This window comes from Listeria sp. SHR_NRA_18 (assembly GCF_003856515.1).
GTDB classification, from domain to species: domain Bacteria; phylum Bacillota; class Bacilli; order Lactobacillales; family Listeriaceae; genus Listeria_A; species Listeria_A newyorkensis.
Genome location: NZ_QPKR01000008.1, coordinates 66,492 through 88,382, shown reverse-complemented (window position 1 = coordinate 88,382; position 21,891 = coordinate 66,492). Strand labels below are relative to the sequence as shown.

Genomic DNA, 21,891 nt, shown 5'->3' with positions numbered 1-21,891 from the left:
TCGATGCGAATCGCTGCTGTTTCTATTTATATAACCAGTGTAATAACGCGGTCGCCTGGTTTTACTTCTTCTTCATCGACAACCATGACGTCTAAATATTGATTCGTGTTTGTGACGATAATAGGTGTCGTGATATCATAGCCTTCGCTTCTGATACCTTCAATATCGAATTCTGTCAATAATTGACCTGCTGTAATTTTATCGCCTTGTTTTGCGTGGACGGTGAAGTACTTTCCTTCTAGTTGAACCGTGTCCATTCCGATATGCATTAGGATTTCAGCGCCTGAATCGGTTGTGATTCCTACTGCGTGACCGGTTGGGAAGACCATTGTTACTGTTCCATTTGCTGGTGAGTATAGTTTGCCTTCTGTTGGTACAATTCCCAAGCCTTTGCCGAGTGCGCCGGATGAGAATGCTTCGTCTTTAACGTTGACAAGTGGGATAAGTTCACCTGCAAGTGGCGATACTAAAACTTCTTGTTCGATTAGTGTTTCGCTTTGTGTCACAACTGGTGTTACGGATGCTGCTGTTTCTACTGGATCTTTGAAACCGAATACGAGTGTCAAAATGAGTCCTAGTACAAAGCTGACAACCATCGCTAGCATAACCATCCAGAATTGGGTGCCGATTGGGCTACCTGGTTCGATGAAGTTCGGGATACCGAAGACGCCAAGTCCGCCGAGGATATATCCTTGTGAGCCTGCAAATCCGATGATTCCACCACCGACTGCTCCGGCGATACAACTCATGATAAATGGTTTTTTAAGTGGTAATGTAACCCCGTATATTGCTGGCTCTGTTACGCCAAAAATACCGGAGATGAATGCTGGAAAACCAAGTGTTTTGATTTTTTGATTCTTTGTTTTTAGGATAACTGCTAGAACGGCACCGATTTGTGCAAAAGATGCGCCGAACGTCATCGCTAGAATTGGATCTGCGTGTAGTGTAGCAATGTTGTTGAGCGCCACCGGGATAAGGCCCCAGTGAAGTCCGAAGATGACGAATACTTGCCAGAATCCACCGAGGAATAGACCTGCGATAACTGGACTTAGGTTGTAAACCCATAGTGTTCCTTGACCGAGTAAGTCGCCTGCCCATACTGCGATTGGACCGATAACGATGAATGTTAGTGGAACAACGATTAGTAATGTAAAGAATGGCACTAAGAAAGTTTTGACTACATCTGGAATGATTTTTTTGAGTCCTTTTTCCACTTTTGAAGCGAAGAATGTTGCTAAAATAATGGGAATAACCGATGAGGCATAGCTCATTAGAATGACTGGTATTCCTAGGAATGTAACGTGTATTGGTGATTCAAAAAGTGTGCCTGCAAATAGTGTGTATAGGGGTTTTCCGGCTGTTAATCCTGATATTGCTGGATAGACGAGCGCGCCCCCAATGGCCATCCCGACGAATATGTTGCCGCCGAATTTCTTGATGGCTGTGTAACCCAGGAAGATTGGGAAGAAGTAGAATAGCGCGTCCCCAATCGCGTATAGGATTTGATAGGTTCCGGATGTTGCTGTCACCCAGCCGAATGCTAGGAACATCGATGCGAAACCTTTAATCATACCAGTTGCTGCTAGAACGCCCAGAACTGGTGTAAATACGCCTGAAATCATGTCGATAAATTTATTGAAAAGATTGCCGCCGCCTTCGTTTCCTGCTCCTTCTGCGCCTTCAGCAGAAATGCCGCCAACTGCTAGTACTGCTGTGTACACGTCTGGTACGTGGTTTCCGATGACGACTTGGTATTGACCACCGCTCCGAAGTACGGAGATAACGCCGTCCATTTTTTCTAATTCTTCCGTTTTCGCAATACTCTCATCTTTCAGTTTAAAACGCAATCGCGTGATACAATGGAATACACTATTGATGTTGTCTGTTCCGCCGACTTTTTCGAGAATGTCTTTAGCGAGTTGTTCATATTTCATAATATAAACCTTCCTTCTTACCTTATTTTTGCACAAAGAAAAACCCAAACCGTTTCATGGGAGAATACATGTGTATCCCACGAATCAGCTTAGGTAATGCCCGTAGATTGGTAACAATCCTTTGCGATGTCTATAATATATCACAGGTTGAAAACGATTACAAGTAGTTTTTTTAAATTTTTTTATTTTTATTTTGGCTTTAAAATTTGTGCTTTTATTTGACTTGATAGAGAATTGTGGAATTATTTGTATAATTTCCTTTTGATTCTGATATTTGAACTTTAATTTGATTACCGCGAACGAGTTTGATTGGAATGCTGAAATTTCTAGTGACCCCTTTGATTAGTTTTTGTTCGGGAGCTATTGGTTTGCCTGCTAGATTTGTGATTCGGATGTATTTCGTTTTTGTTTCGTCGGCGTTCCAAATGATGGTTCCTCGTATCGCTTTATTGGAATAAGTAATCGATTTTAGCGTGGTTCCGATGTAATTTCTAGCGGTTTGATGGATTTTGCCGTTGTTTTTGTTGTTATTTAGAAATAGGAGTTGTAGGGCATCTTTTTTGCTAGTGGAGGAACCGTCGACCATGCTTCCTAGATTTGTGCTGCGAATGTTGTTGTTAAAAACGCTTAGTAATGCGGTTGGATAGTAGGCTGTGCGTTTGTTTTCTGTTACTGGGACTTCGCGGACATTGATGAGTGAGCGGTAGTAATTGTTGATTTTACCGACGATTCGGAAGTTGTTGGATTGGATGGTGATGCCGTTTAAAAGCGCTGTATCACTTATTCCTGCAAAAATTCGGATGGGATAATCGATGTTTCTTGATGTGAAGTTGTTCCCCGTGAGAACGATGCCTTTTGGTCTGGTTAACGTGTTGCTTTTGCGCATGTTGGTTGTGAAAAAGGAGAATGTGTCTGGGCTGTCGATGTTAACGGTGTTGCCTTGATATAAAACGTATTGGGCCCCGCTTGCTCTGAAGGCTGTGTATCTCGTATAGTTGGGAACTTTTTTGAGGCGCCATTTTTTTGCGATTAGTGGGTTATTGGGATTGACTTTGTTTGCTCCGGCGGATAAGTTGATTCGGTTGTTTTTAACGGTGATGTACTGATTGGCTGGGCCGTAGCTGTCGATTGCGGCGTCTTGCATGCTGTCTAAGGTTTCACCGCTTTTTTTGACTGCATCGTAGTGGTAACTGCCGTAGCGCTGCATCCAATCGATGACTTGATTGTTGTAAATTGTGATGCCGCTGTTTCCGTAATACATCACAATGCCAGTTCTGCCAAGGTTTTTAAGGCGGTTATTGGTGAGTGTGATGTTGTCTGAGTAGGTGAGTGAAATGCCGCTTTGTAAGCCTGAATTTAAGAGTTGGCTATTTTGAATCATGACGTTTTTTGCTTTGGCAATGTTGATGATGCTCGTACCGACATTGTTCGCATTGAAGATCATGTTGGAAATTTTGATATTTGTTTTTAGCGCTTTCTTGGTGGTGGCTTTGTAACCCGCCGCAGTCTCTGCTTTTGTCGTCATCCCGATATTCAGCAGGTTGTCTTGATAAAAATTAGTGGGATTGGTTAAGTAATTGAATTTCGATATCGTCGGATTATATTGTAGGGTAAAATTTTGTAGGATTATATTCGTAGCAGATTCTTGGCTTGTTGGTGTCGAATCTGTAGTCATTGGGGCGTTGTTCATGGTTAGCGTTGTCGCTGTGGGGGTGGAGTTTGGGCCGGTTAAAACGATATTTGATTTTAAAATAATTTTCCCGTTTATATAAAATAAGCCGGCTGGTAATGTTACTTGTTTTGCTTTTGTTGTTGAGGCTTGGTTAATTGCAGCTTGCAATACCTTACCGTTTTGCGTTGCGATTTCTGGCGTCGTGCCTTTTGTTAATGGTATAATTTCGGCCTTAGCTATTTGGGGAATAAGGATGACAAGTGTCAAGCTAATAATAAATCCTGTGATATACGTGATGGTTTTCTTCATTTGAACCACCGCTTTCTTTAAATGTGTCGAAATTGTGTCTTTTACCTTAATATACCGCAAAAAAATACATTCCAAACACACAAAATCGTGTTTGGAATGTATTTTTCTTTACTTATTATCTTTTGACATCCATTTGTAATTCTCGGAACCGATTGGGTACGCGATGTAATCTTGTAGTGCTGCTTTTTGGAGATACGCGCGTCCGCCTTGGTATAGTGGCACTAATGTCGCGTTATCCTTGAGCAAAATTTGTTCGGCTTTTAGGAGTGCTTCCCAGCGTTTTTCGGGGTCATTGGATAGTGATCCTTTCGCGCCTAGTACTAATTTGTCGTACTCTGCGTTAGAAAAACCGGTGTGATTTCCTGGGCTGTCTGTTAGGAAGAGGTTCAGATATGTGAGTGGATCTGAGTAGTCTCCGCCCCATCCGCCGAGTAACATTTCGTAGTCTTGGCTAACATCGGCTACAAAGCTTGCTTTTTGTGTGACTGTTTTGATGTTGACGGTCAAGCCTGGTAGATTTTTTTGGAGCTGGTCTTGCATGAACTCTGTTTGTTGTTTTTGCAAGGATGAGTCGCCGGCTGTTAAGGCAATGGTTAGGCCTGATTTGCCGATTTCTTTTAACCCTGATTCCCAGTATTTCTTGGCTTCTGTTGGATTATAACTTAGGAGATCGCCGTTTTGTTCGCGGAAATCTTCTTTTGTTTTTGGATCAAACATGATTTTAGCTGGTACGTTTCCGTTTAGTACAGCTGAACCATTGGCAAGTAAGCGGTCTACCATCGATTGTTTATCGATTGCCATGGCTAAGGCGCGGCGGATATTGACGTTTGCTAAATCGGTTTTCTGGCCATCTTTGCCTTGGTTCATCTTGAGGTAGACGGAGCGTCCTGTGAAGGTCTTGTTGAAATCGGGATCGTCTTTGTATTTGGAAACGAATTCGCCGTCAAGTTCGATGCGATCTAGTTTATCTGTTGTGTATAGATTTAACGCCTGATTCGTGTCTTTTACAACCTGAACGTGGATTTTATTCGCTTTCACGTTCTTTTTGTCCCAGTATTTGTTGTTTTTAACGTAATCCCACGTTTTTTTCGTGCCGTCCCAGTTTTCTAGTTTGAATGGGCCGTTGGAAATCAAGTTTTCGCTAGATAGGGCGTAGCGGTCGCCTTGGCTCTCGATGTACGCTTGGTTTTGTGGGAAGAACGTGCCGGTTGTGAGCAAGTCTTTGAAAATCGGTACTGGATTTTCGAGCTCGACTTGTAGCGTTTTGTCGTCTAGTGCTTTGACGCCGAGCTGATCTGGATCCATATCACCTTTTAAAATTTGCGTCGCGTTCTTCACGATTTCTTCCATCTGCGGACCATATGCAGCGGCTGATTTCGGATCGACGACTTTTTTCCATGCGTATTCGAAATCAGCAGCGGTTACTGGTGTTCCGTTCGACCACTCGGCATCTTCGCGAATTTTGAAAATCAGCGTTTTACCGCCGTCCTTTTCTTCTGGTTCTGCGGCAGCCATGGCGAGTGCCGGTTTGCCATCTTTATCTAAACGGTATAACCCTTCATATACTTGATTGATTGCTTTAAAACTGACGCTATTGTCCGCAGTCGTTGGATTGACGCCTGGTATTTCGCCTGTTTCCATGATGTTAATCGTACTGCTTTCTTTTTTCTCCGTGTCTTTTACTGCATCTTTTGACTGACAAGCGGCAAGTAATACAAGTCCTAAAAGCATTAGGACGCCTAACATTTTTTTGCGCAAAATCATGTCCCCCTTTGTGTTTTGGCCGAAAAAAAAGCCCAGAGAAATTGGGACATCAGCGACTTAGTAGAAACTGTATTTTAAAACGCCTAACCCAATTCTTCGGGTAAGACCCTACATACGGCTCCAAACAAATTGAGCGAAAGCGTTTGTATTCAGGAGATTCGGTGGAACCCGGAAGCGGAGCGTACTTGTGTACGTGATGACTGAAAACAGGGAGGGGGTAGTTTTCCCGACCATGTAAGAAGTTAAGCGTAGCAAGTATTGCGTAGCCGAACCGGAAGTCCGCCGAATCTCCTGAATGCGAGCGCTTGTCGCCAATTTACTAAGGCTATGATCCAACTCTCTTTGGCTTTATTAAACCATAAACTGTATTCATTGTAAACTGGAACTGTACTATTTTTTATTTAAGTAGACGCCTGATCCGACGATGATAATAGTCATCGATAGTAGCGCTGCAAGCATGATAATAGAGGGATCGTTGAACATGAAGATGCCGAGAAGTAGAAATGTAAATCCGACTACTGACAACGTTATAACAGTTATTTTTCTCAAACTATTTCGTGATCTTGCGTCTATCTTTTTAAAGCCGATGAGTGTGAGCCATAAGAATATTTTTTTGGAATTTGAAAGGTACATTGCGGTCAGGACTAGGAGCGCTCCAACAAGTAGTAGGCTGTAGCGGCCTGTTGGGATTTCGTAGCCTAGACTGAACAGGATAATCGTCACCTGAATGATTGCGAGTAGGATTAGTAATGCGTAGAACATGTACTCAAACTCCAAACGATTATCTGGTTTTACTTTCTCTTTCCCGTAGTATTCTGTGCCGGTAAACATCACCATAAGGAAAGGAATTAAAATTAAGCCAAGCCATTTTTGGACGAACATATCGGGTGAAAAATCCGTTCCAAAATGTACCGCTACCTCGCTTGGGAGTAAGGGATACGTTGCTAAGGTTAAAACTAGTGTCGCAAAAATAACCATGCTTGGAAACATTCCAATTCTTTTCATTCGTCTCGCCTCTTTCCTACATTTAAATTTGGCGATACGCGGCTAATTCAGCTCGGTCCTTGGCTATCCTGACGTTTTTTAGCGTTCCTAGATGCGCTGCTGTGTCGTGATAACCGCGCTCTGTCAAAGCACGCGTCGCAGGCAAATATACAACAACCGCGAAACCTGCTCGTGAAAGCTGTTCCACCGTCGTTTTTACACAAAAATCAAAGGCTAATCCTCCAACAATAACAAGGTCTACTTCTCGCTCTCGCAGGAATTCAATCACACCGGTCGACAGGTTTTCGCGAATATCGTGATAACACGCGCCGTATGGATGCAAATCTGGCTCCATTCCTTTCCAAACAAAAAGATCGTATTCGGATGGGTGCGGCATGTCGTCTAATAGTTCAAAGCCTGGCGTACCTGGCACGCAATGCTTCACCCAAGTGAGGTCGGCATCTGGAAAATTGAGTGGCGCCAACATTTCTTCAGGCTCCGTGACGGTCCAAACGGCTTGTTTGGGATGCGCGTCTTTACTGCCAATGCGAATGCTGCCCATCGTCGCCATAAATTGTAGTTCCGGCACGATGAGATGGCCTTCTGGAACGGGAAGTTCTTCTGGGCAAAGTGGCGTAAAACCTTTTTGTACGTCGACATCAAAAGTTGCTATTTTCATGATTCATTACTCCTTTTTGCGATACGTCATCTGTGTAAACTGGCCAAACTTTACGACTTCTTCGAGATGTAGCAGCTCTCGTGCGCCTTTTTCAAAGAGTGGTGTGCCGTCTCCGAGAATAATCGGGGCAACCGTGATGATGAAGCGATCGATTTGATTTTCTTCGAGGAACTTTTTCACTAATTGGGCGCCACCAACAAGCCAGATGCTCTTGCCTTCTGTGGTTTCAAGCCAATTTTTAACGGAACCATTTACAAACGCGGCGTATTCGTCTTTTGTACCCGCTTTTTCATTGGAAAAAACATAAACGTGCTTCTTGCTGTATGGGAATGTGTCGGTGAGCGTGAATAATTGTTTGTAGGTTGTGTGGCCCATCACGACGGTATCGATTTCATCTAGAAATGTTGTGTAGCCGTTATCGCCCTTTCCTTCGATCTCTTCTAACCAGCCTACACTCCCGGATTCGTCTGCTATATATCCGTCTAAACTCATGGCTATGAATAGGTCAATTCGTTTTTCTGTCATCCTGATCAAATCCCTTCACTACTAGTTTTCCGATTGATTTTCCTGATTCTAAAATGCGGTGTGCTTCTTTTATGGTCGTTGCGTTTATCGGTGTTAAGGTTTGGTTTAAGGTTGATTTTAAAAAGCCGGCTTCGAATAGCTGCGTGGCCTTTGTTAGAATGTCGTGTTGGCGTACTTTATCTCGTGTATTGTATTTGGAGCGGGTAAACATGAATTCGTAGCTCACCGTCACGCTTTTATCTTTGATGAGGCTCATAGATACTGGGTTTTGGAGCTCTACGATGGAGCAAATATGACCTTGTGGCAAAATAATTTCTTGCATCGCATCCCAGTAGGCGTCCGTGTTATGTAGGCATAAAATATAGTCTACACCGTCAAAACCGAGTGCTTTTAACTGTGGCAAAAGTGGCTCGCGATGATTGATGATATGCGTCGCGCCTTGCTGTTTGGACCAAGTAACGGTCTCGTCTCGCGATGCCGTCGTGATGACTTCCAAACCAGCCCATGCGGCGAGTTGCGTTGCGATGGAACCGACACCACCTGAGCCGTTGATGATAAGGAGCGGTTTCCCAGCATCGGCGTCAGGGTCAATACGGATTCGGTCGAATAGGGCTTCCCACGCGGTGATTAGCGTAAGTGGCATGGCAGCGGCTTCTTCGAGGGATAAATTGGCTGGTTTCGCGCCGACTAGATGTTCATCGACAAGTTGGAATTCGGCGTAACTTCCTGGCCGCGTCACATCGCCTGCGTAGTAAACGGTATCGCCAACTTGGAATAATTCGACGGCGTCACCGATTTCTGTCACAATTCCGACCGCGTCCCAACCGAGAATTCGCGGTGTTTCTTCCAAGGTGCTTTTCGGCGCGCGTAGTTTTGTGTCGACGGGATTGACTGATATCGCTTGAATTTGGACGAGTAGATCGGGTCCGCTAGCTTTTGGTGTTTCGGTTGTGAGATCTAAGAAACTTTCTTCGGCTTCGATTGGTAAATATTCGTATAGTCCTACTATTTTCATTTTTCAACACCTCGCTTTTTATTATTCCCCGTCTCCTTGGAAATAATGCATGGATTGGGAATTTTTTTGTGGAATTGAAAAAACACGAACGAGGACAAATGAAAACAGGACACAAAAGAGACGTTCCTTTTATGCCCTGTTTATCAGCAAAGTGAACATGAAAGAGAAATTATTTTTTCATGTTAGCTATTGCTTCTTCTAGATTTTTGTTTTGAAACAAGTAGGAACCTGCTACGAGGATGTCGACGCCTGCTTTTTTGGCTAGTTTTGCGGTTTCTTGGTTGATGCCGCCGTCTACTTCGATGAGATAGGAATAGTTGTTTTTTGTGCGCCAAGTTGCTAGTTTTTCAATGTTGGTTAGTGTTTCTGGGAGGAAGCTTTGGCCGCCGAAGCCTGGATTGACGGTCATCTGGAGGATTAGGTCGGCTTCGGATAGGACGGCGGTTAGGCTTTCTGCGGGTGTGCCTGGATTTAGAACTACGCCTGCTTTTGCGCCGGTTTGCTTGATGGCTTTTAGGGTCGCGTGGATGTGCGGGCAGGCTTCGATGTGGACGGAAATGATGGCGACTCCGGCGTTTGCGAAGGCTTGGATGTAGCGTTCTGGTTCGGCGAGCATGAGATGGACGTCGAGTGGGACGCTGGTGCTTTTTGCGATTTGGGCGACCATGTCGATGCCGAATGTGAGGTTGGGCACAAAATGTCCATCCATCACATCGATGTGCAAGTAATCGACGTCTGCGGATTCCATTCGGTTGATTTCCTCGCCAAGTTTTAAGTAATCGGCGGCGAGGAGGGATGGCGCGATGTGAGTCATGCTTTGACACCTTCTTTTGCGAGATGCTCTGCCGTTTTTTGTGCGATGGCTGTGGCTGTGAGGCCGTACGCTTCGAAAAGTTGCGCTGCTGGGGCGGAGTCGCCGAAATGGTCGATGCCAATATTGAGCCCAGCTGTTCCGGTGAATTCTTTCCAGCCAAATGTGGCGCCGGCTTCGATGGAAACGCGGGCTTTGACGGCGCTTGGTAGGACGCTTTCTTGATAGGCTTCGGTTGTTTTGGCAAAGCGATCCCAACTCGGGAGGCTGACAACGGAGGCGTCGATATGATTTTCATCGTGCAGGACGCGTTGGGTCTCTAAGGCTAGCGATACTTCGGAACCGGTCGCGATGAGGATGGCTTCTGGGATGGTGGCGCATGATGGTGAGATGGTGTAACCGCCGTGCTTGACGCCTTCATCGATGGTGGGTTGCGGGTTCGGAAGGATTGGTAGGTCTTGGCGGGACAGAATGAGCGCGACGGGTCCTTCCGTGTTTTCGGCTGCGAGCGCCCATGCTGTGCGGGTTTCTTTGGCATCGGCTGGACGGATAATCGAGAGGCCTGGCATGGCTCGTAATGACGCCAAATGTTCGATTGGTTCGTGTGTTGGGAAGTCTTCGCCGACTGCGATGCTATCGTGTGTGAAAACGTACGTGACGGGGAGCTTCATGAGTGCGGCCATTCGGATGGCTGGTCGGATATAATCGGAAAATACGAAAAATGTGGATCCGAAAATGCGGAGGCCTCCGTGCAATGCCATTCCGTTCATCATGGCTCCCATCGCGAATTCGCGGACGCCGAACCAGATGTTGCGCCCTGTTGGATTTTTTGCTGTGTAGGCTGGGCTTTCGTCGATGAATGTTTTGTTGGAACAGCCTAAATCTGCGGAACCGCCGAATAGTTCAGGTAGTTTCGCCGCTAGCGCGTTGATCATATTTCCAGATGCGCTTCGGGTTGCGATTTTTTTACTGCTTGCATCCTCAAAATTCGGGAAATTGGCTTGCCAATCGGTCGGTAGTTTGCCCGTGATGACGCGTTGGAATTCGGCGGCTAATTCTGGGTGTGCTTTGGCGTAATTGGTGACGAGATTATTCCACTGTGTTTCTTTTTCCGCGCCGCTTTTTGGGTAATTTTCGAGATAGTCTTGCACTTCGGCTGGAACGGTGAAGGGTTCATGATTCCAGTCATAGGCTTTTTTGGCGGCGGTGGCTTCGACGGTGCCTAGTGGTGCGCCGTGACTCGCGGAACTTCCTGCTTTTGTTGGAGCGCCGTAACCGATGACCGTCTTCACTTCGATGAGTGTTGGCTTCTGGCTCTTTTTGGCTTTTGTGATGGAAGCTTGAATCGCAGCCAAATCGTTGCCATCTTCTACGCGCAAAACTTCCCAGCCGTACGCTTCGAATCGATTTTGAACGTTTTCGCTGAAGGAGGCGCTTAAATCGCCGTCAAGTGAGATATCATTGGAATCGTAGAGCACGATGAGTTTTTTTAGTTGGAGATGGCCTGCAAGTGAGGCGGCTTCGGATGCCACGCCTTCCATCAAGTCGCCGTCTCCGCAGATAGCATACGTGAAGTGGTCGACGATTTGGTAGTCATCTTTATTGTACTGAGCGGCAAGATGCGATTCGGCAAGCGCCATTCCAGCTGCCATCGCGATACCTTGTCCTAGCGGCCCACTTGTTGCGTCCACGCCTGCAGTAAGGCCAAGTTCTGGGTGTCCGGGCGTTCTGCTTTCGTATTGACGAAATCGTTTTAAGTCGCTTATTTCTAAGTCATAGCCAAATAGATGAGTCAAGCTGTAAAGTAAGGCTGATCCATGTCCAGCGGCTAATACGAAACGGTCGCGGTTGAACCAGTTTGGATTGATTGGATTGAAATTCAGATTTTTCGCCCAGAGCATGTATGCCATTGGAGCCGCTCCCATCGGCATGCCTGGATGGCCTGAGTTCGCTTTTTCAATCATGTCTATCGATAAGGCTCGCACCGTGTCGATGGTTTGTTGGTCTAATGTTTTTTTCAATGTATTCACTCCTCATTGTGATTTATCGCACATAAATATTTATCTTTTTACTTCTGACCAAATTTGAACACAGCGCTCGGCATAGGTTTTGTTATCCTTTTTATGGAATAATGCGGACGTTCCGAGTACAAAAATATCAGGTAGGCAGTCGCTCATTTCGCCTATTGTGGTGGCGTTTATATTGCCGTCCACTTCGATGAGCGGCGCATAGGCGTTGTCTGCGAGTGTGGCTCGTAGTGTTCGTAGTTTTTCTAACACGCTTCGCTGGAATGCTTGTCCTGCAAAACCTGGATTTACGGTCATCATCAGTACCATTTCTACGTCATTTAAATATGGCAAAATGACTTCGAGTGGTGTTTCTGGATTCAGCGCAATGGCTGGTTTTATGTGGTAGCTACGGATTTTCTGAATGACTGCTGGGACGTCTTCACAAACTTCGACATGGAACGAGATGTATTCGGGCTTTATTTTGGCAAACATTTCAATATATTTCAATGGATCTATGGTAGCAAGGTGGATATCAAGGGCTATGTTCGTCGCCTCTTTTACCGCCAGCAGCCATTCTGGGCCAATCGCCAAATTATTCACATACTTGCCATCCATGACATCACAATGTAAAAGGTCTATTCCAGCAGCGTCCAATCGCTCTAGTTCGTCCGCGATATGTAGCTGATCCGCGCACATAATAGAGGCTGCAATGCGTGTTGCCATTTAGATCCGACCTCCTTTTGCGTGAAGTTGGAAGGTTTGAATGCTATCTGCGGCTAATTTGTTCGCCATCATGACTTCCACCAAATCTGCTGGTATCGTCACATCTGTCGCCCCAGCTATAAGCGTTTCTGTGATTTGCGCTGTATTTTTAAAACTGGCGCCGAGAATTTTCGTTGGAACGCCTAGCTGTTTAAAAAGTGTCGCTGTGTCTGAGATGATTCTTGTTGCGTGGAGTCCCTGATTCGCCATTCTGTTGACGTAAGGCGCTACCCAATCACAACCTGCAAGCGCTGCGAGATAACTTTGCTCCACTGAAAAAATGGCTGTGGCCAAAATTTCAACGTCTGGCCGTTCTTGTTTTAACTGTGCCATCACACAAAAACCGTTTTGATCAGCTGGAATTTTGATAGCGATTCTAGCATCTTTTGAAAGAATGGTTTGGGCATCTTCGTATAGTTCGGCTTGCGTTTCGCCAGTTGCTTGAATGAAAAGGCGTTGATTTTCGTCAAGGAGCGATAATATTTCCCGGGAAATAATTGCGCGCGTCTTCCCTTTTTCTTTGGCAAGTAGCGTCGGATTGGTTGTGACACCGCTGAGCCATTGGAATGGTAGGATTGCTTCGATTTCAGTTATATTCGCTGTATCTAAAAACATGACCTTCACCTCACGATTCGTTTTTTAATTCGATTGCTGTGATCATTTGTAATCGGCGTGCATGACGTTCTCCACCAAATGTGGCGTCTAGCCAAGTATCTACGATTCGTAGTGCCAAGCCTTCGCCAACAACGCGTTCACCAAGGCATAGAATATTGCTATCGTTATGCTCTCGTGTCGCTTGTGCGCTGAAGCAATCAGAGACTACTGCGGCACGAATTCCTGCGACTTTATTTGCTGCGATAGACATGCCAATCCCAGTTCCACAACACAAAATGCCCAAATCGGCTTCTCCGCTATTCACTTGATTGGCGACTTCTTCTGCATATGATGGAAAATCAACGCTGGCATCACTGTAGGTGCCTATATCTGATACTTGAGCGCCTCGCGTATTTAGATGAGTAACAATGGCATCTTTCAACCTCCTGCCTCCGTGATCGCATCCAATGGTTATTTTCATTTTTTTCACCCTCATTCTAGATTTTCAACCCCTGATTCGCGTATAATGAATGACAACAGAAACAGATGTGATACGCCAATATGACATCTGTTTCCGTTGCTTTTAGAGGATAACTGTATGCTTGAATGAGCCCGCCAGCTTTTTCTTGTGTATTGGTTGTCCTTTTTTGTCGTTGTTTTAGCATGGTCGTTATCCTCCAATCGTTAAGATTTCACTAATACTTTGATTTCATTTCCGGCCATGACCGCTTCAAAACCGTCGCGCCATTCTTCTAAATCATAGACTTTCGTGATCATTCGCTCGGTATCGATTTTCCCATTGGCTAGTAGGTCTAAGGCGATGTGCCATGAGCTAGGCTTCTGCGATCTGCTGCCGATATAGGTGATTTCGCGCTGAATAATAGATTCTTCATCGATGGGATTGCATTTCTCCGCAAAAAGTCCAACTTGGCCGAATGTGCCTTTTTTGGCGGTTAGTGGCAAGCCTTGATTTACTGCGGGAACAGCGCCTGAGCAGTCGAACACTTTATCTGCGCCATAGCCTTCTGTCATCTCGAAAACGATGTCTGCCAAATTCTCCTGCATCGTTTCTACTGTGCGATCGATGCAAAGTTCTGTCGCCAATTTCAACCGTTCGCTATCCTTCGTAATTCCTGCCATGATAACTGTCGCGCCTTGTGCTTTCACAACTTGTGCGAGTAGCAATCCGATTGGTCCTGGGCCGAAAATCAATACCGTATCGGTTGGCTCAATCGTCGTTTTTTCAAGTGCGGCGTGGACGCAACATGCGAGTGGCTCTGTGAGTGCCGCGGCTTGATAGGAAATCGAATCCGCTAATAGATGACAGCTTTCCTCGCGTGACAACACATACTCCGCAAAACTACCATCCGCCTGCGTTCCAATGCCACGTCGATGCGAACAAAGATTATACTCTTTTTCCAAGCAAAATTTGCACGTTCCGCACGTTTCGAATGTCGTCTCACTTGTTACCCGATCGCCCACTTTGAGCCACGTTACATCTGGCCCAATCGCGACCACTTCACCTGAAAACTCATGTCCCAGCGTCACTGGCGTCGTTGGATTGCCGTACTCGCCTTTAAATGTATGAATATCAGACCCGCAAATCCCAGTATAGGCCACTTTGATTTTCACACGATCTCCGTAAACCTCTGGCTCAGCGACATCTTTTAATATCATCTTGTCAAATCCTGATTCTGTTTTTACAACTGCTTTCACTTTTTTTCACTCCTCCTGTGGTAAAATCATGACTTTGTTATAATCCTCTTTTCGACTGAGTATCATCGCGAATGCGTCACCCGTTTCGCTTACTTTATAGCGGTGCGAAATCAATGGTTTCAACTGGATTCGCCCTTGATTCACGAAAGCAATCGATGTCGTCCATTCTTCTCCTGGAAACGGTGCCGAATAAGAATTCCAAAAACCTTTTAACGTTAACTCTCGCCTGAAAATATTCTCAAATGCTTCTTCGGGTAGCAAAACATCTGCGTACGCAATACCGAGATAGCCAATCTTGCCTTTTTTCTTCGTCACGTGTAGGCATTGTTCCTGCGTAATCTTAGAACCAGCGCACTCCAATGCGATATCGGCGCCACTTCCGTCAGTGTATTCGCGCACTTTTTCAGCTAAATTTTCTTGGAGCGGATTAATCGTGTAACGGCACCCAAACTTGCGAGCTTCCGCCAATTTCCCGTCACTAATATCCACCGCGATAACATCCTTCACGCCTGCTAGCTGTAAGCACTGCACCACAAGGATTCCGATCGTCCCAATTCCAAAAACAACAACCGTATCGCCGAGTTCTGGCTTAATGCCTAGCACGCCATGCATCGCTACAGCGAGCGGTTCTAACATCGCCGCTACCTCAAAATCCATATCGCCAATCCCAATCACATTTGTTGCTTTCAACACCACATTTTCTGCAAAAGCACCGTGGAAATGAGAGCCGACCATCCGATAATTTTCGCATAGGGAGAATTCGCCTTGTTGACAATACTCGCATGTCCCACAAGGAACGAGCGGAATCCCAGCAACGCGCTCTCCGACAGCAACCTGCGTCACGTCCGCACCTTTTTCCACGACCACGCCTGCGAATTCGTGCCCCATTACCGCCGGAAGTGGATATTTCCACCGCGTCTGCATTTTATGAATATCCGAGCCGCAAATACCAGCCGCCATCACCTTTACACGTACCTCATCCTTGCCACAAACCGCTTCTTCCACCTGTTCCGCTTTAATTTCATTATTTTCATGCAAAACCGCTGCTCGCATTTTTCCAACTTCCTTTCAAAAAACACCTTTATTTGCCGAATATAGCTTGATAACCTTCAGAGAATTTCAAAATTAACCAATTTAAGAAATTCCCACCTAAATCAAGGCTCGAGACTTTCGTTGCCCCGTCTGGCATTTTGAAATCAGCGCCGTTCATCATCGCCGTGTGTGTATCTGCAAAGTTTGTTGCCATGAGTAGTGAGAAAGCGATAACAATCGTCCCCGTGATGAGTGACTGCACAATGTTCCCTTTTCTGGAAGCTACGATAAATGCAATATAAAACGGGATTGTCGCCAAATCACCAAATGGCAAAACCCGATTTCCCGGCAAAATAACCGCCAATAGAAGTGTAATCGGAACGAGCATCAAAGCTGTAGACATAACCGCCGGATGTCCAACAGAAAGCGCCGCATCTAGCCCAATATATAATTCCCGACCTTTGAATTTTGACTTCATAAACTCACGTGCGGCTTCTGAAATCGGAATTAAACCTTCCATCAAAATCTTCACCATACGTGGCATGAGGAGCATAACCGCTGCCATGGAAATCCCGACTTGCAACACTTCACCAAGATCATAACCTGCGAGTAAACCGATTCCAATACCTAGAATCAAGCCCATCATCATCGGTTCCCCGAAAATACCAAAGCGTTTTTGAATCGACTCTGGATCGGCGTGAAGATTGCGCAATCCTGGAATTTTTCCGACAACCCAGCCAATCGGAATACCAATCGCTCCGAATGCAGCCGTAGAACCAGTCGGCATCGAAATCCCTTTTAGACCGTAGAATCGTTCAACCATCGGCGCCGTTTTATCCGCAATAATCAGAACAGCCATCTCATACAAAATCGCGCAGAGAATCGCGAACCACCAGTTACCGCCAGTGACAACATAGCCCGTCGCCCCAGCCGCGATAAAGTGCCAATAGTTCCAAATATCAATATCCAACGTTTTTGTGATTCTAAAGAAAATAAGTAATAGATTGACAATAAGACAAATCGGAATCAGAATCGCCGCTACCGGTGATGCCCAAGAAGCCGCAGCCGCTGATGGCCAACCCGCATCAATAATCGTCAAATTCAGGCCAAAACGCTCCACCATTTGTTGCGCCGCGGGACCGAGATTCGTCACAAGTAAATTAATCACGAGGTTAATCCCCACAAAACCTATCCCAATTGTAATCCCCGACCGAAACGCCTTTTTAAAACCAGTCCCAAAAATCATTCCGATAATCAAAATTGCAATCGGCAAAATAACCGTCGGGCCGAGATTCAAGACATACTGTACACCATCTAAGAGCTTATCCATACCCTTTTCCTCCTTTTTAGATGAGAGCTTTTTTGTCAAGCTCCCGACTCTCTATTTACTTCAAACTCGCCAAAATCTCCTCATCCAATTCTTCCATCCCAATCCCTGAAATGTACGCCGTCGCGATAATCGCTGGAATGCTATACGTCGTCGGCAGAATCGTCGTTGATACAATGAGATCCGCCCCTTCTTGCTTCGACGCTGCTTCCGCGATTTTAATCTGCTCCACACTCGCGTCAATGCCGTTATCCTTCAACAAATTCTCCACACGATTCATAACGACCGTCGATGTTGCGATTCCTGCTCCACATGCTACCAATACTTTTTTACTCATAATTTTTCCTCACCCTTCAAATGTAATACGACTTGCGACAACGTTTCGATGATATCATCCGCCGTTTTTGCCGCGAGCAGTGCTTTTACGTGTTCTTCATTTTGGATTGCACCCATTAATTGTTGCAAAACGGCAAGTTGGCTGTGCGGCTCATTTAGCCCCAACACAAAAATCAAATTCGCCGTCGTTTCTTGATTCGCGTCCGCCATCTGCTTGAACGGAATTCCCGCCTCACTTGTTAAAACCGCGATAAACTGCTCCGTCACACATTCCGGGTCCGTATGCGGCAATGCCACGCCAAAATTTTCTAACTGTAATCCCGTTGGAAAAATGGCCTCCCGTTCCGTCAACTTCTGCAAAAACTGGTCGGTAATCAAGTCCTGCGAAGCCGCACGCGTGGATACTTCTGCAAAAAGTGCCGTCTGATCTTGGCAAGGCGTCTGCACCCAGATCATCTCTTTCTTTATAAACTGTACTAAATCCATTCCCATTCCTCCTTATTTCACTTTCTCCTCAAGTTCTACGATGAATTTTCGAATTGTCTGATGGATGATTTGCGATTCCTCTAGTTGCGCGATTTTTTTCAATGTTTTTTTATGTCCAGCAAGTTCCATCAATTGCAGTAAAGCTTGGAAGTGAGCGTTTTTATCGATGGCTGCGATGACCACAACGAAATGCAATGTTCCGCCGCCTTCAAGCGCTAGCCCGTTCTCGATATAAAGCATGCTCATTCCGAGTTCTTTCACGCCTTTTTCAGTCTCTGCATGAGGAATAGCAATGGTCTGCCGCAATACAATATGTGCGGCAGGTGTGACATGTTGTTGCATCATTTCTTGCACGTACGCCTCCGTGATGGCGCCTTTTTCCAGTAACGGCACCGAAGCCAGTTGAATCGCCGCTCGCCAATCCGTCACGGCTTGCACCCGTTGAATCATCTCCGGTTGTAACAAGTCGGCCAACTGTTTCCGCTCGCCAGTCACATATTCCGCCGTCTTCATCGGTTGCGTTAAACAATCCGCCAGCGCCTTCGCCAGCCGTCCCTTATCCTGCACCGTTGCATGTTTCTCGACCGCCCGCATCAGCTGCTCCACGCTCACGCTGCTCTCGCCCACCATGTAAACCGACCGCATCACGCGCCGTCTGAGCTCCAATCGTTCCTGCTCATCCATTAATTGATTTATTAGAAAAATTTTCTTCTCCGTCCGCAGCGGCACTGCCGAAAAAATCAAATCATACCGTACATTCGTCTGTTCAAACTCACGAATCGACATCGCCTGGTAAAAAAAGATTTCCGGGAACAAACTCCGCAACGTCTTCTCCATCAAACGCGAAATCGACAACCCATTCGGACAAACCACCACGCCCTTTAATCGCGTCTGCAATCGCTCCGTCGTATCAATCAAATGCCCACCAATAAATAACGTGATAAAAATACTCTCATTCTCAGGAATACGCGTTCCAATAAATTTTTCGAGCGGTTTGAGGGACTGCTTCACAATATAATGTACCGCCTGAAATTCCTGATCGATTTTGTCCAAAAGACTATAATCCGTCGTTAAATGGTATTTTATACGATAATACGCCGGTTTGATGTGCGCAAATAGCTTTTCGAGCAGAGAATCCTTGTCCACAAACTGAATGCATGCCTTCTTCTCAAATTCGCCTAAAACCTGTGCCACGGCCATTTTCAAGCGCGGCGACGTCTCATTCGTTAAATCATTCTTCGGTAACACGTTCGAGGTCAGCAGTTGCAGCGAAATATACAGCCGCTCCGTCTCCGAAATATACGGCTCGTCCTCGATTAACAGCTGCACCGCGCCATATTCCTGCGTATCCGACAGCTCGTTAAAATCAATTAAAAATTCCGTCGTGATTCGCTGCCCTTTTCGGATTCGCCTGAAAATACTTTCCAGAATATACGGTAAAATCTGCATCTTGTTATCAATAAACGTCAAATTCAGCTGGCCTTCCACTTCCACCAAATGCTCCCGAATTGTCTCCACCCGCGCCGCATCCATCTGCATAAAATGCTGTAAAAACGACTCGCCATGATAACTAGAAATAATGTGTCCTGCCGCATAAATCAACGCTGACCGCTGATTCCACTCATCCCCGCGAACCTGATAGCCCTTCATCCGCGAATAATGCACCTCAAGCCCAAACGTATCGAAAATCTGCTGCACACCCTTCAAATCACGCAAAACCGTATTTTTGCTGACATCTAATTCACTAATAAAATGATTCAGCGACAGTTCCTCCTGATTCGTCGTGAGCATCAAGATAATTAAGCTCGCCCGCTCTTTTTCAGACAGGATATACCGATCTTCCTCCTCCCCACTCGCCTTTTTTTCCACCAATTGAAACAGGTCAGGTTCCACAACAAAACGTCCATTCGCCGACCGATGAATTTTTGGATAGGCCTGCTCTTCCAGCCACTGATTCACCTTCTGAAAACTATAATCCACCTGCCTACGCGTCAACCCGAACTTCTCTTGCAGCTTGGCATTCGATATATTAGGATGCCGCAGAATCTCTTTCAACAGCACGTTGCTTCTTTCATCCAAATACATGATATCCCTCCTGTTCTCTTTTATTATAGAACGCTTTTCGCTAAAATTGTACACGCTTTCATCCCAACATCTTGTCCAGCAATTGTACAGCATGGGGCTTTACTTGTGATTTTCTTAACAGGAATGCCTCTTTTCAAACACGCAAAAAAAGCCCACTAGGCGATGCCCGGCAAGCAAAACAAAAACCACATCTACCTCAACTATACGGCGCAGACATGGCGATTTCAATAAGAATTATTTGACATGGTAGGCAATTCTAAAAACGGCGTACAAGATACGGAAGTAAACCATCGTCGCTGAACAATTCGATGTCTATCAAAATGTATAAATCATCGTTTCGAGTGCCTTTAAATCTTGTTTTGTCGGGGGCATATTCCAAATAAGTATCGGAACCTCATTGGAAATAGCCGCTGGATAGTCGCTCACTATTACGTCGTAGTCGATGACATGCTCCTTCGAATTAAGCTCATTACTAAAGATCACCAATTTTTCTGGGAAGCGTTTTCGAATCTCGTATTTCATGAATTGTTCCCAGACTGGTCCTTTTTTAGATAAAACCTTGATTTTTATGGAATTAGCAACGTTTTTAGAAAGCATCGCTACATGAACAAATTCATACACATAGGCGAGGATGACACCCTTATTCTTCCTAACAAAGATCAGATCCTTATCGTGTGATGCCTCATCGATAATATGTTGGAGTCTTTTTTGTATCGCTTGATCAGGAGCAGTTAGTCTTGAAAAATAATCAATATCCGTAATTTGCGCTGCTTTTTCTAAAAAGGTAAACTTAGAAAAATAAGCGAGCAATTCGGCTTTAAGCATCTCTAAATCTTTATAATCCGCTCCGGCTACTTTAGCTATTTCTTCAGCCAGTAAATAACGCGAAGGCCTGAATTGTTTATTGTAGTCTAATATCCGTTGCACCTTGCTATCATCAAAAAAGGTAAATGATGTCAACCGAAGACTCAGTATAATCAAATGACGCTCTGTATCCGGTAAGCTAATACCTCCAATACTAGTCTCAAGCTCCGTGAAATCAATGTTTGAAAAAGAATAGAGATGTGCAAATTCAGTCACTGCCTTACGCTCCTGCGCCGTTAGTTTTACATAGTAACCATCCCGTATTCTAACCAAACAAACACTTATCGCGATAGCATAATCAATCTTAGCAATGGGTGATAAATAAATTCCCATGTAAGGCGCTAACTTTTCAATGAAAGAATAGATGTGCTCCAAGTCCACTTCCGGAATCTCCCAGCCAGAAAAAGGATATGATTTTTCAAATAGATGGAAGTAGAAAAAACGGATATTTAACTCATTTCCCACTATGTTTAACGGACTTCTATCTAAAAACAAACTATTGGCAGCAAGTACATCGTCAAATTCTTCTAATCTAGAATAAGCACTTGATTTACTAATGCCCGCGAATTCCACTACTTGCTCCACAAAATCAGGCTTTATTCTGAACGCTAATTTCGAGATATTATATATGTCACTATTATAGATCATATAGGAACCCAGCAAAGCGTTATTCAACAGGACCTCAGGCGCTTTCTTTAAATAGAGTAGATTCTTCTGATAAACTTCTATCTTAAACTGAAATGTAGCGTAGAATTCATTTATTTCTGAGATATCCTTATTAAGCGTCTTCATCGTAATTTCCATTTTATCCAAAATAAACTGTTTCTCTACATATTCAGACTTAGAGTAAAATAACAAATTAATAATGCTTAGTTTTCGAAAATTGGAACGACTTAGTAACTTCCTCACATCCTCAGCCCCTTTCTTTTTCCTTGTTATCTAGTTTTATCAAATACATTTCCAAATTTATACCCTTTCATTTCTTCA

At 45.0% G+C, this 21,891-nt stretch carries 19 protein-coding genes; all 19 read right to left on the bottom strand.

Going from position 1 to position 21,891, the window contains the following annotated elements; all coding sequences use genetic code 11:
* Positions 1-26 precede the first annotated feature (26 nt).
* Positions 27-1,934, bottom strand: coding sequence for a beta-glucoside-specific PTS transporter subunit IIABC (locus DUK53_RS12435; protein WP_036129690.1), 1,908 nt, complete (start codon positions 1,932-1,934; stop codon positions 27-29).
* A 214-nt stretch (positions 1,935-2,148) separates the two neighbouring features.
* A complete protein-coding gene (locus tag DUK53_RS12430) occupies positions 2,149-3,915 on the bottom strand; it encodes a right-handed parallel beta-helix repeat-containing protein (protein ID WP_124892773.1) in 1,767 nt (588 codons plus the stop codon).
* A gap of 108 nt (positions 3,916-4,023) precedes the next feature.
* A complete protein-coding gene (locus tag DUK53_RS12425) occupies positions 4,024-5,661 on the bottom strand; it encodes a peptide ABC transporter substrate-binding protein (RefSeq protein WP_081964386.1) in 1,638 nt (545 codons plus the stop codon).
* A 408-nt stretch (positions 5,662-6,069) separates the two neighbouring features.
* The gene (locus tag DUK53_RS12420) at positions 6,070-6,684 is read right to left on the bottom strand and encodes a DUF1648 domain-containing protein (protein ID WP_036094242.1); all 615 of its coding nucleotides are present in this window, start codon (positions 6,682-6,684) and stop codon (positions 6,070-6,072) included.
* Positions 6,685-6,706: 22 nt separating this feature from the next.
* On the bottom strand, positions 6,707-7,342 hold the full coding sequence (locus tag DUK53_RS12415; protein WP_036129684.1) for an isochorismatase family protein: 636 nt from the start codon (positions 7,340-7,342) through the stop codon (positions 6,707-6,709).
* A 6-nt stretch (positions 7,343-7,348) separates the two neighbouring features.
* Positions 7,349-7,867, bottom strand: coding sequence for a dihydrofolate reductase family protein (locus DUK53_RS12410; protein WP_036094244.1), 519 nt, complete (start codon positions 7,865-7,867; stop codon positions 7,349-7,351).
* Positions 7,848-8,882, bottom strand: a complete 1,035-nt coding sequence (locus DUK53_RS12405; protein WP_036129681.1) for a zinc-binding alcohol dehydrogenase family protein — start codon at positions 8,880-8,882, stop codon at positions 7,848-7,850. The genes DUK53_RS12410 and DUK53_RS12405 overlap by 20 nt, the downstream gene beginning before the upstream one ends.
* 169 nt (positions 8,883-9,051) lie before the next feature.
* Complete coding sequence (rpe, locus tag DUK53_RS12400; RefSeq protein WP_036129679.1) at positions 9,052-9,696, bottom strand: ribulose-phosphate 3-epimerase; 645 nt, start codon at positions 9,694-9,696, stop codon at positions 9,052-9,054.
* Entirely contained in the window at positions 9,693-11,714 is a 2,022-nt protein-coding gene (gene tkt, locus DUK53_RS12395) for a transketolase (RefSeq protein ID WP_036129677.1), read from the bottom strand. Before tkt ends, rpe begins: the two co-directional genes overlap by 4 nt.
* Before the next feature lie 39 nt (positions 11,715-11,753).
* Positions 11,754-12,425, bottom strand: coding sequence for a ribulose-phosphate 3-epimerase (locus DUK53_RS12390; protein WP_036129676.1), 672 nt, complete (start codon positions 12,423-12,425; stop codon positions 11,754-11,756).
* Positions 12,426-13,079 carry a transaldolase family protein gene (locus DUK53_RS12385; protein ID WP_036129674.1) on the bottom strand — a complete coding sequence of 218 codons (654 nt, stop codon included), beginning with the start codon at positions 13,077-13,079 and terminating at the stop codon, positions 12,426-12,428.
* 10 nt (positions 13,080-13,089) lie between these two features.
* Positions 13,090-13,539 (bottom strand): ribose 5-phosphate isomerase B, encoded by a 450-nt coding sequence (rpiB, locus tag DUK53_RS12380; protein ID WP_036094431.1) that lies wholly within the window; start codon positions 13,537-13,539, stop codon positions 13,090-13,092.
* A gap of 203 nt (positions 13,540-13,742) precedes the next feature.
* Positions 13,743-14,774, bottom strand: coding sequence for a zinc-binding dehydrogenase (locus tag DUK53_RS12375; protein WP_036129672.1), 1,032 nt, complete (start codon positions 14,772-14,774; stop codon positions 13,743-13,745).
* A gap of 6 nt (positions 14,775-14,780) precedes the next feature.
* Positions 14,781-15,827: a galactitol-1-phosphate 5-dehydrogenase gene (locus DUK53_RS12370; RefSeq protein ID WP_036129670.1), complete on the bottom strand. Its 1,047-nt coding sequence runs from the start codon at positions 15,825-15,827 to the stop codon at positions 14,781-14,783.
* 28 nt (positions 15,828-15,855) lie between these two features.
* The gene (locus DUK53_RS12365; protein WP_036094259.1) at positions 15,856-17,136 is read right to left on the bottom strand and encodes a PTS galactitol transporter subunit IIC; all 1,281 of its coding nucleotides are present in this window, start codon (positions 17,134-17,136) and stop codon (positions 15,856-15,858) included.
* Between the two features lie 55 nt (positions 17,137-17,191).
* Entirely contained in the window at positions 17,192-17,470 is a 279-nt protein-coding gene (locus DUK53_RS12360) for a PTS sugar transporter subunit IIB (protein WP_036094261.1), read from the bottom strand.
* A complete protein-coding gene (locus tag DUK53_RS12355; protein ID WP_036094263.1) occupies positions 17,467-17,955 on the bottom strand; it encodes a PTS sugar transporter subunit IIA in 489 nt (162 codons plus the stop codon). Before DUK53_RS12355 ends, DUK53_RS12360 begins: the two co-directional genes overlap by 4 nt.
* 12 nt (positions 17,956-17,967) lie before the next feature.
* Positions 17,968-20,040, bottom strand: a complete 2,073-nt coding sequence (locus DUK53_RS12350) for a BglG family transcription antiterminator (RefSeq protein ID WP_036094265.1) — start codon at positions 20,038-20,040, stop codon at positions 17,968-17,970.
* Positions 20,041-20,355: 315 nt separating this feature from the next.
* Positions 20,356-21,813: an AcpB/EbpR/MafR family transcriptional regulator gene (locus tag DUK53_RS12345; protein WP_036094266.1), complete on the bottom strand. Its 1,458-nt coding sequence runs from the start codon at positions 21,811-21,813 to the stop codon at positions 20,356-20,358.
* Positions 21,814-21,891: the final 78 nt, after the last annotated feature.

Excerpts from the sequence above, each read along its gene's own strand:
- DUK53_RS12420 (WP_036094242.1), bottom strand. The coding sequence starts at position 6,684 with ATGAAAAGAATTGGAATGTTTCCAAGCATGGTTATTTTTGCGACACTA.
- DUK53_RS12390 (WP_036129676.1), bottom strand. The coding sequence starts at position 12,425 with ATGGCAACACGCATTGCAGCCTCTATTATGTGCGCGGATCAGCTACAT.
- DUK53_RS12410 (WP_036094244.1), bottom strand. The coding sequence starts at position 7,867 with ATGACAGAAAAACGAATTGACCTATTCATAGCCATGAGTTTAGACGGA.
- rpiB (WP_036094431.1), bottom strand. The coding sequence starts at position 13,539 with ATGAAAATAACCATTGGATGCGATCACGGAGGCAGGAGGTTGAAAGAT.
- DUK53_RS12430 (WP_124892773.1), bottom strand. The coding sequence starts at position 3,915 with ATGAAGAAAACCATCACGTATATCACAGGATTTATTATTAGCTTGACA.
- DUK53_RS12435 (WP_036129690.1), bottom strand. The coding sequence starts at position 1,934 with ATGAAATATGAACAACTCGCTAAAGACATTCTCGAAAAAGTCGGCGGA.
- DUK53_RS12365 (WP_036094259.1), bottom strand. The coding sequence starts at position 17,136 with ATGGATAAGCTCTTAGATGGTGTACAGTATGTCTTGAATCTCGGCCCG.
- DUK53_RS12355 (WP_036094263.1), bottom strand. The coding sequence starts at position 17,955 with ATGGATTTAGTACAGTTTATAAAGAAAGAGATGATCTGGGTGCAGACG.
- DUK53_RS12360 (WP_036094261.1), bottom strand. The coding sequence starts at position 17,470 with ATGAGTAAAAAAGTATTGGTAGCATGTGGAGCAGGAATCGCAACATCG.
- DUK53_RS12415 (WP_036129684.1), bottom strand. The coding sequence starts at position 7,342 with ATGAAAATAGCAACTTTTGATGTCGACGTACAAAAAGGTTTTACGCCA.
- DUK53_RS12425 (WP_081964386.1), bottom strand. The coding sequence starts at position 5,661 with ATGTTAGGCGTCCTAATGCTTTTAGGACTTGTATTACTTGCCGCTTGT.
- DUK53_RS12385 (WP_036129674.1), bottom strand. The coding sequence starts at position 13,079 with ATGTTTTTAGATACAGCGAATATAACTGAAATCGAAGCAATCCTACCA.
- DUK53_RS12350 (WP_036094265.1), bottom strand. The coding sequence starts at position 20,040 with ATGTATTTGGATGAAAGAAGCAACGTGCTGTTGAAAGAGATTCTGCGG.
- rpe (WP_036129679.1), bottom strand. The coding sequence starts at position 9,696 with ATGACTCACATCGCGCCATCCCTCCTCGCCGCCGATTACTTAAAACTT.
- DUK53_RS12405 (WP_036129681.1), bottom strand. The coding sequence starts at position 8,882 with ATGAAAATAGTAGGACTATACGAATATTTACCAATCGAAGCCGAAGAA.
- DUK53_RS12370 (WP_036129670.1), bottom strand. The coding sequence starts at position 15,827 with ATGCGAGCAGCGGTTTTGCATGAAAATAATGAAATTAAAGCGGAACAG.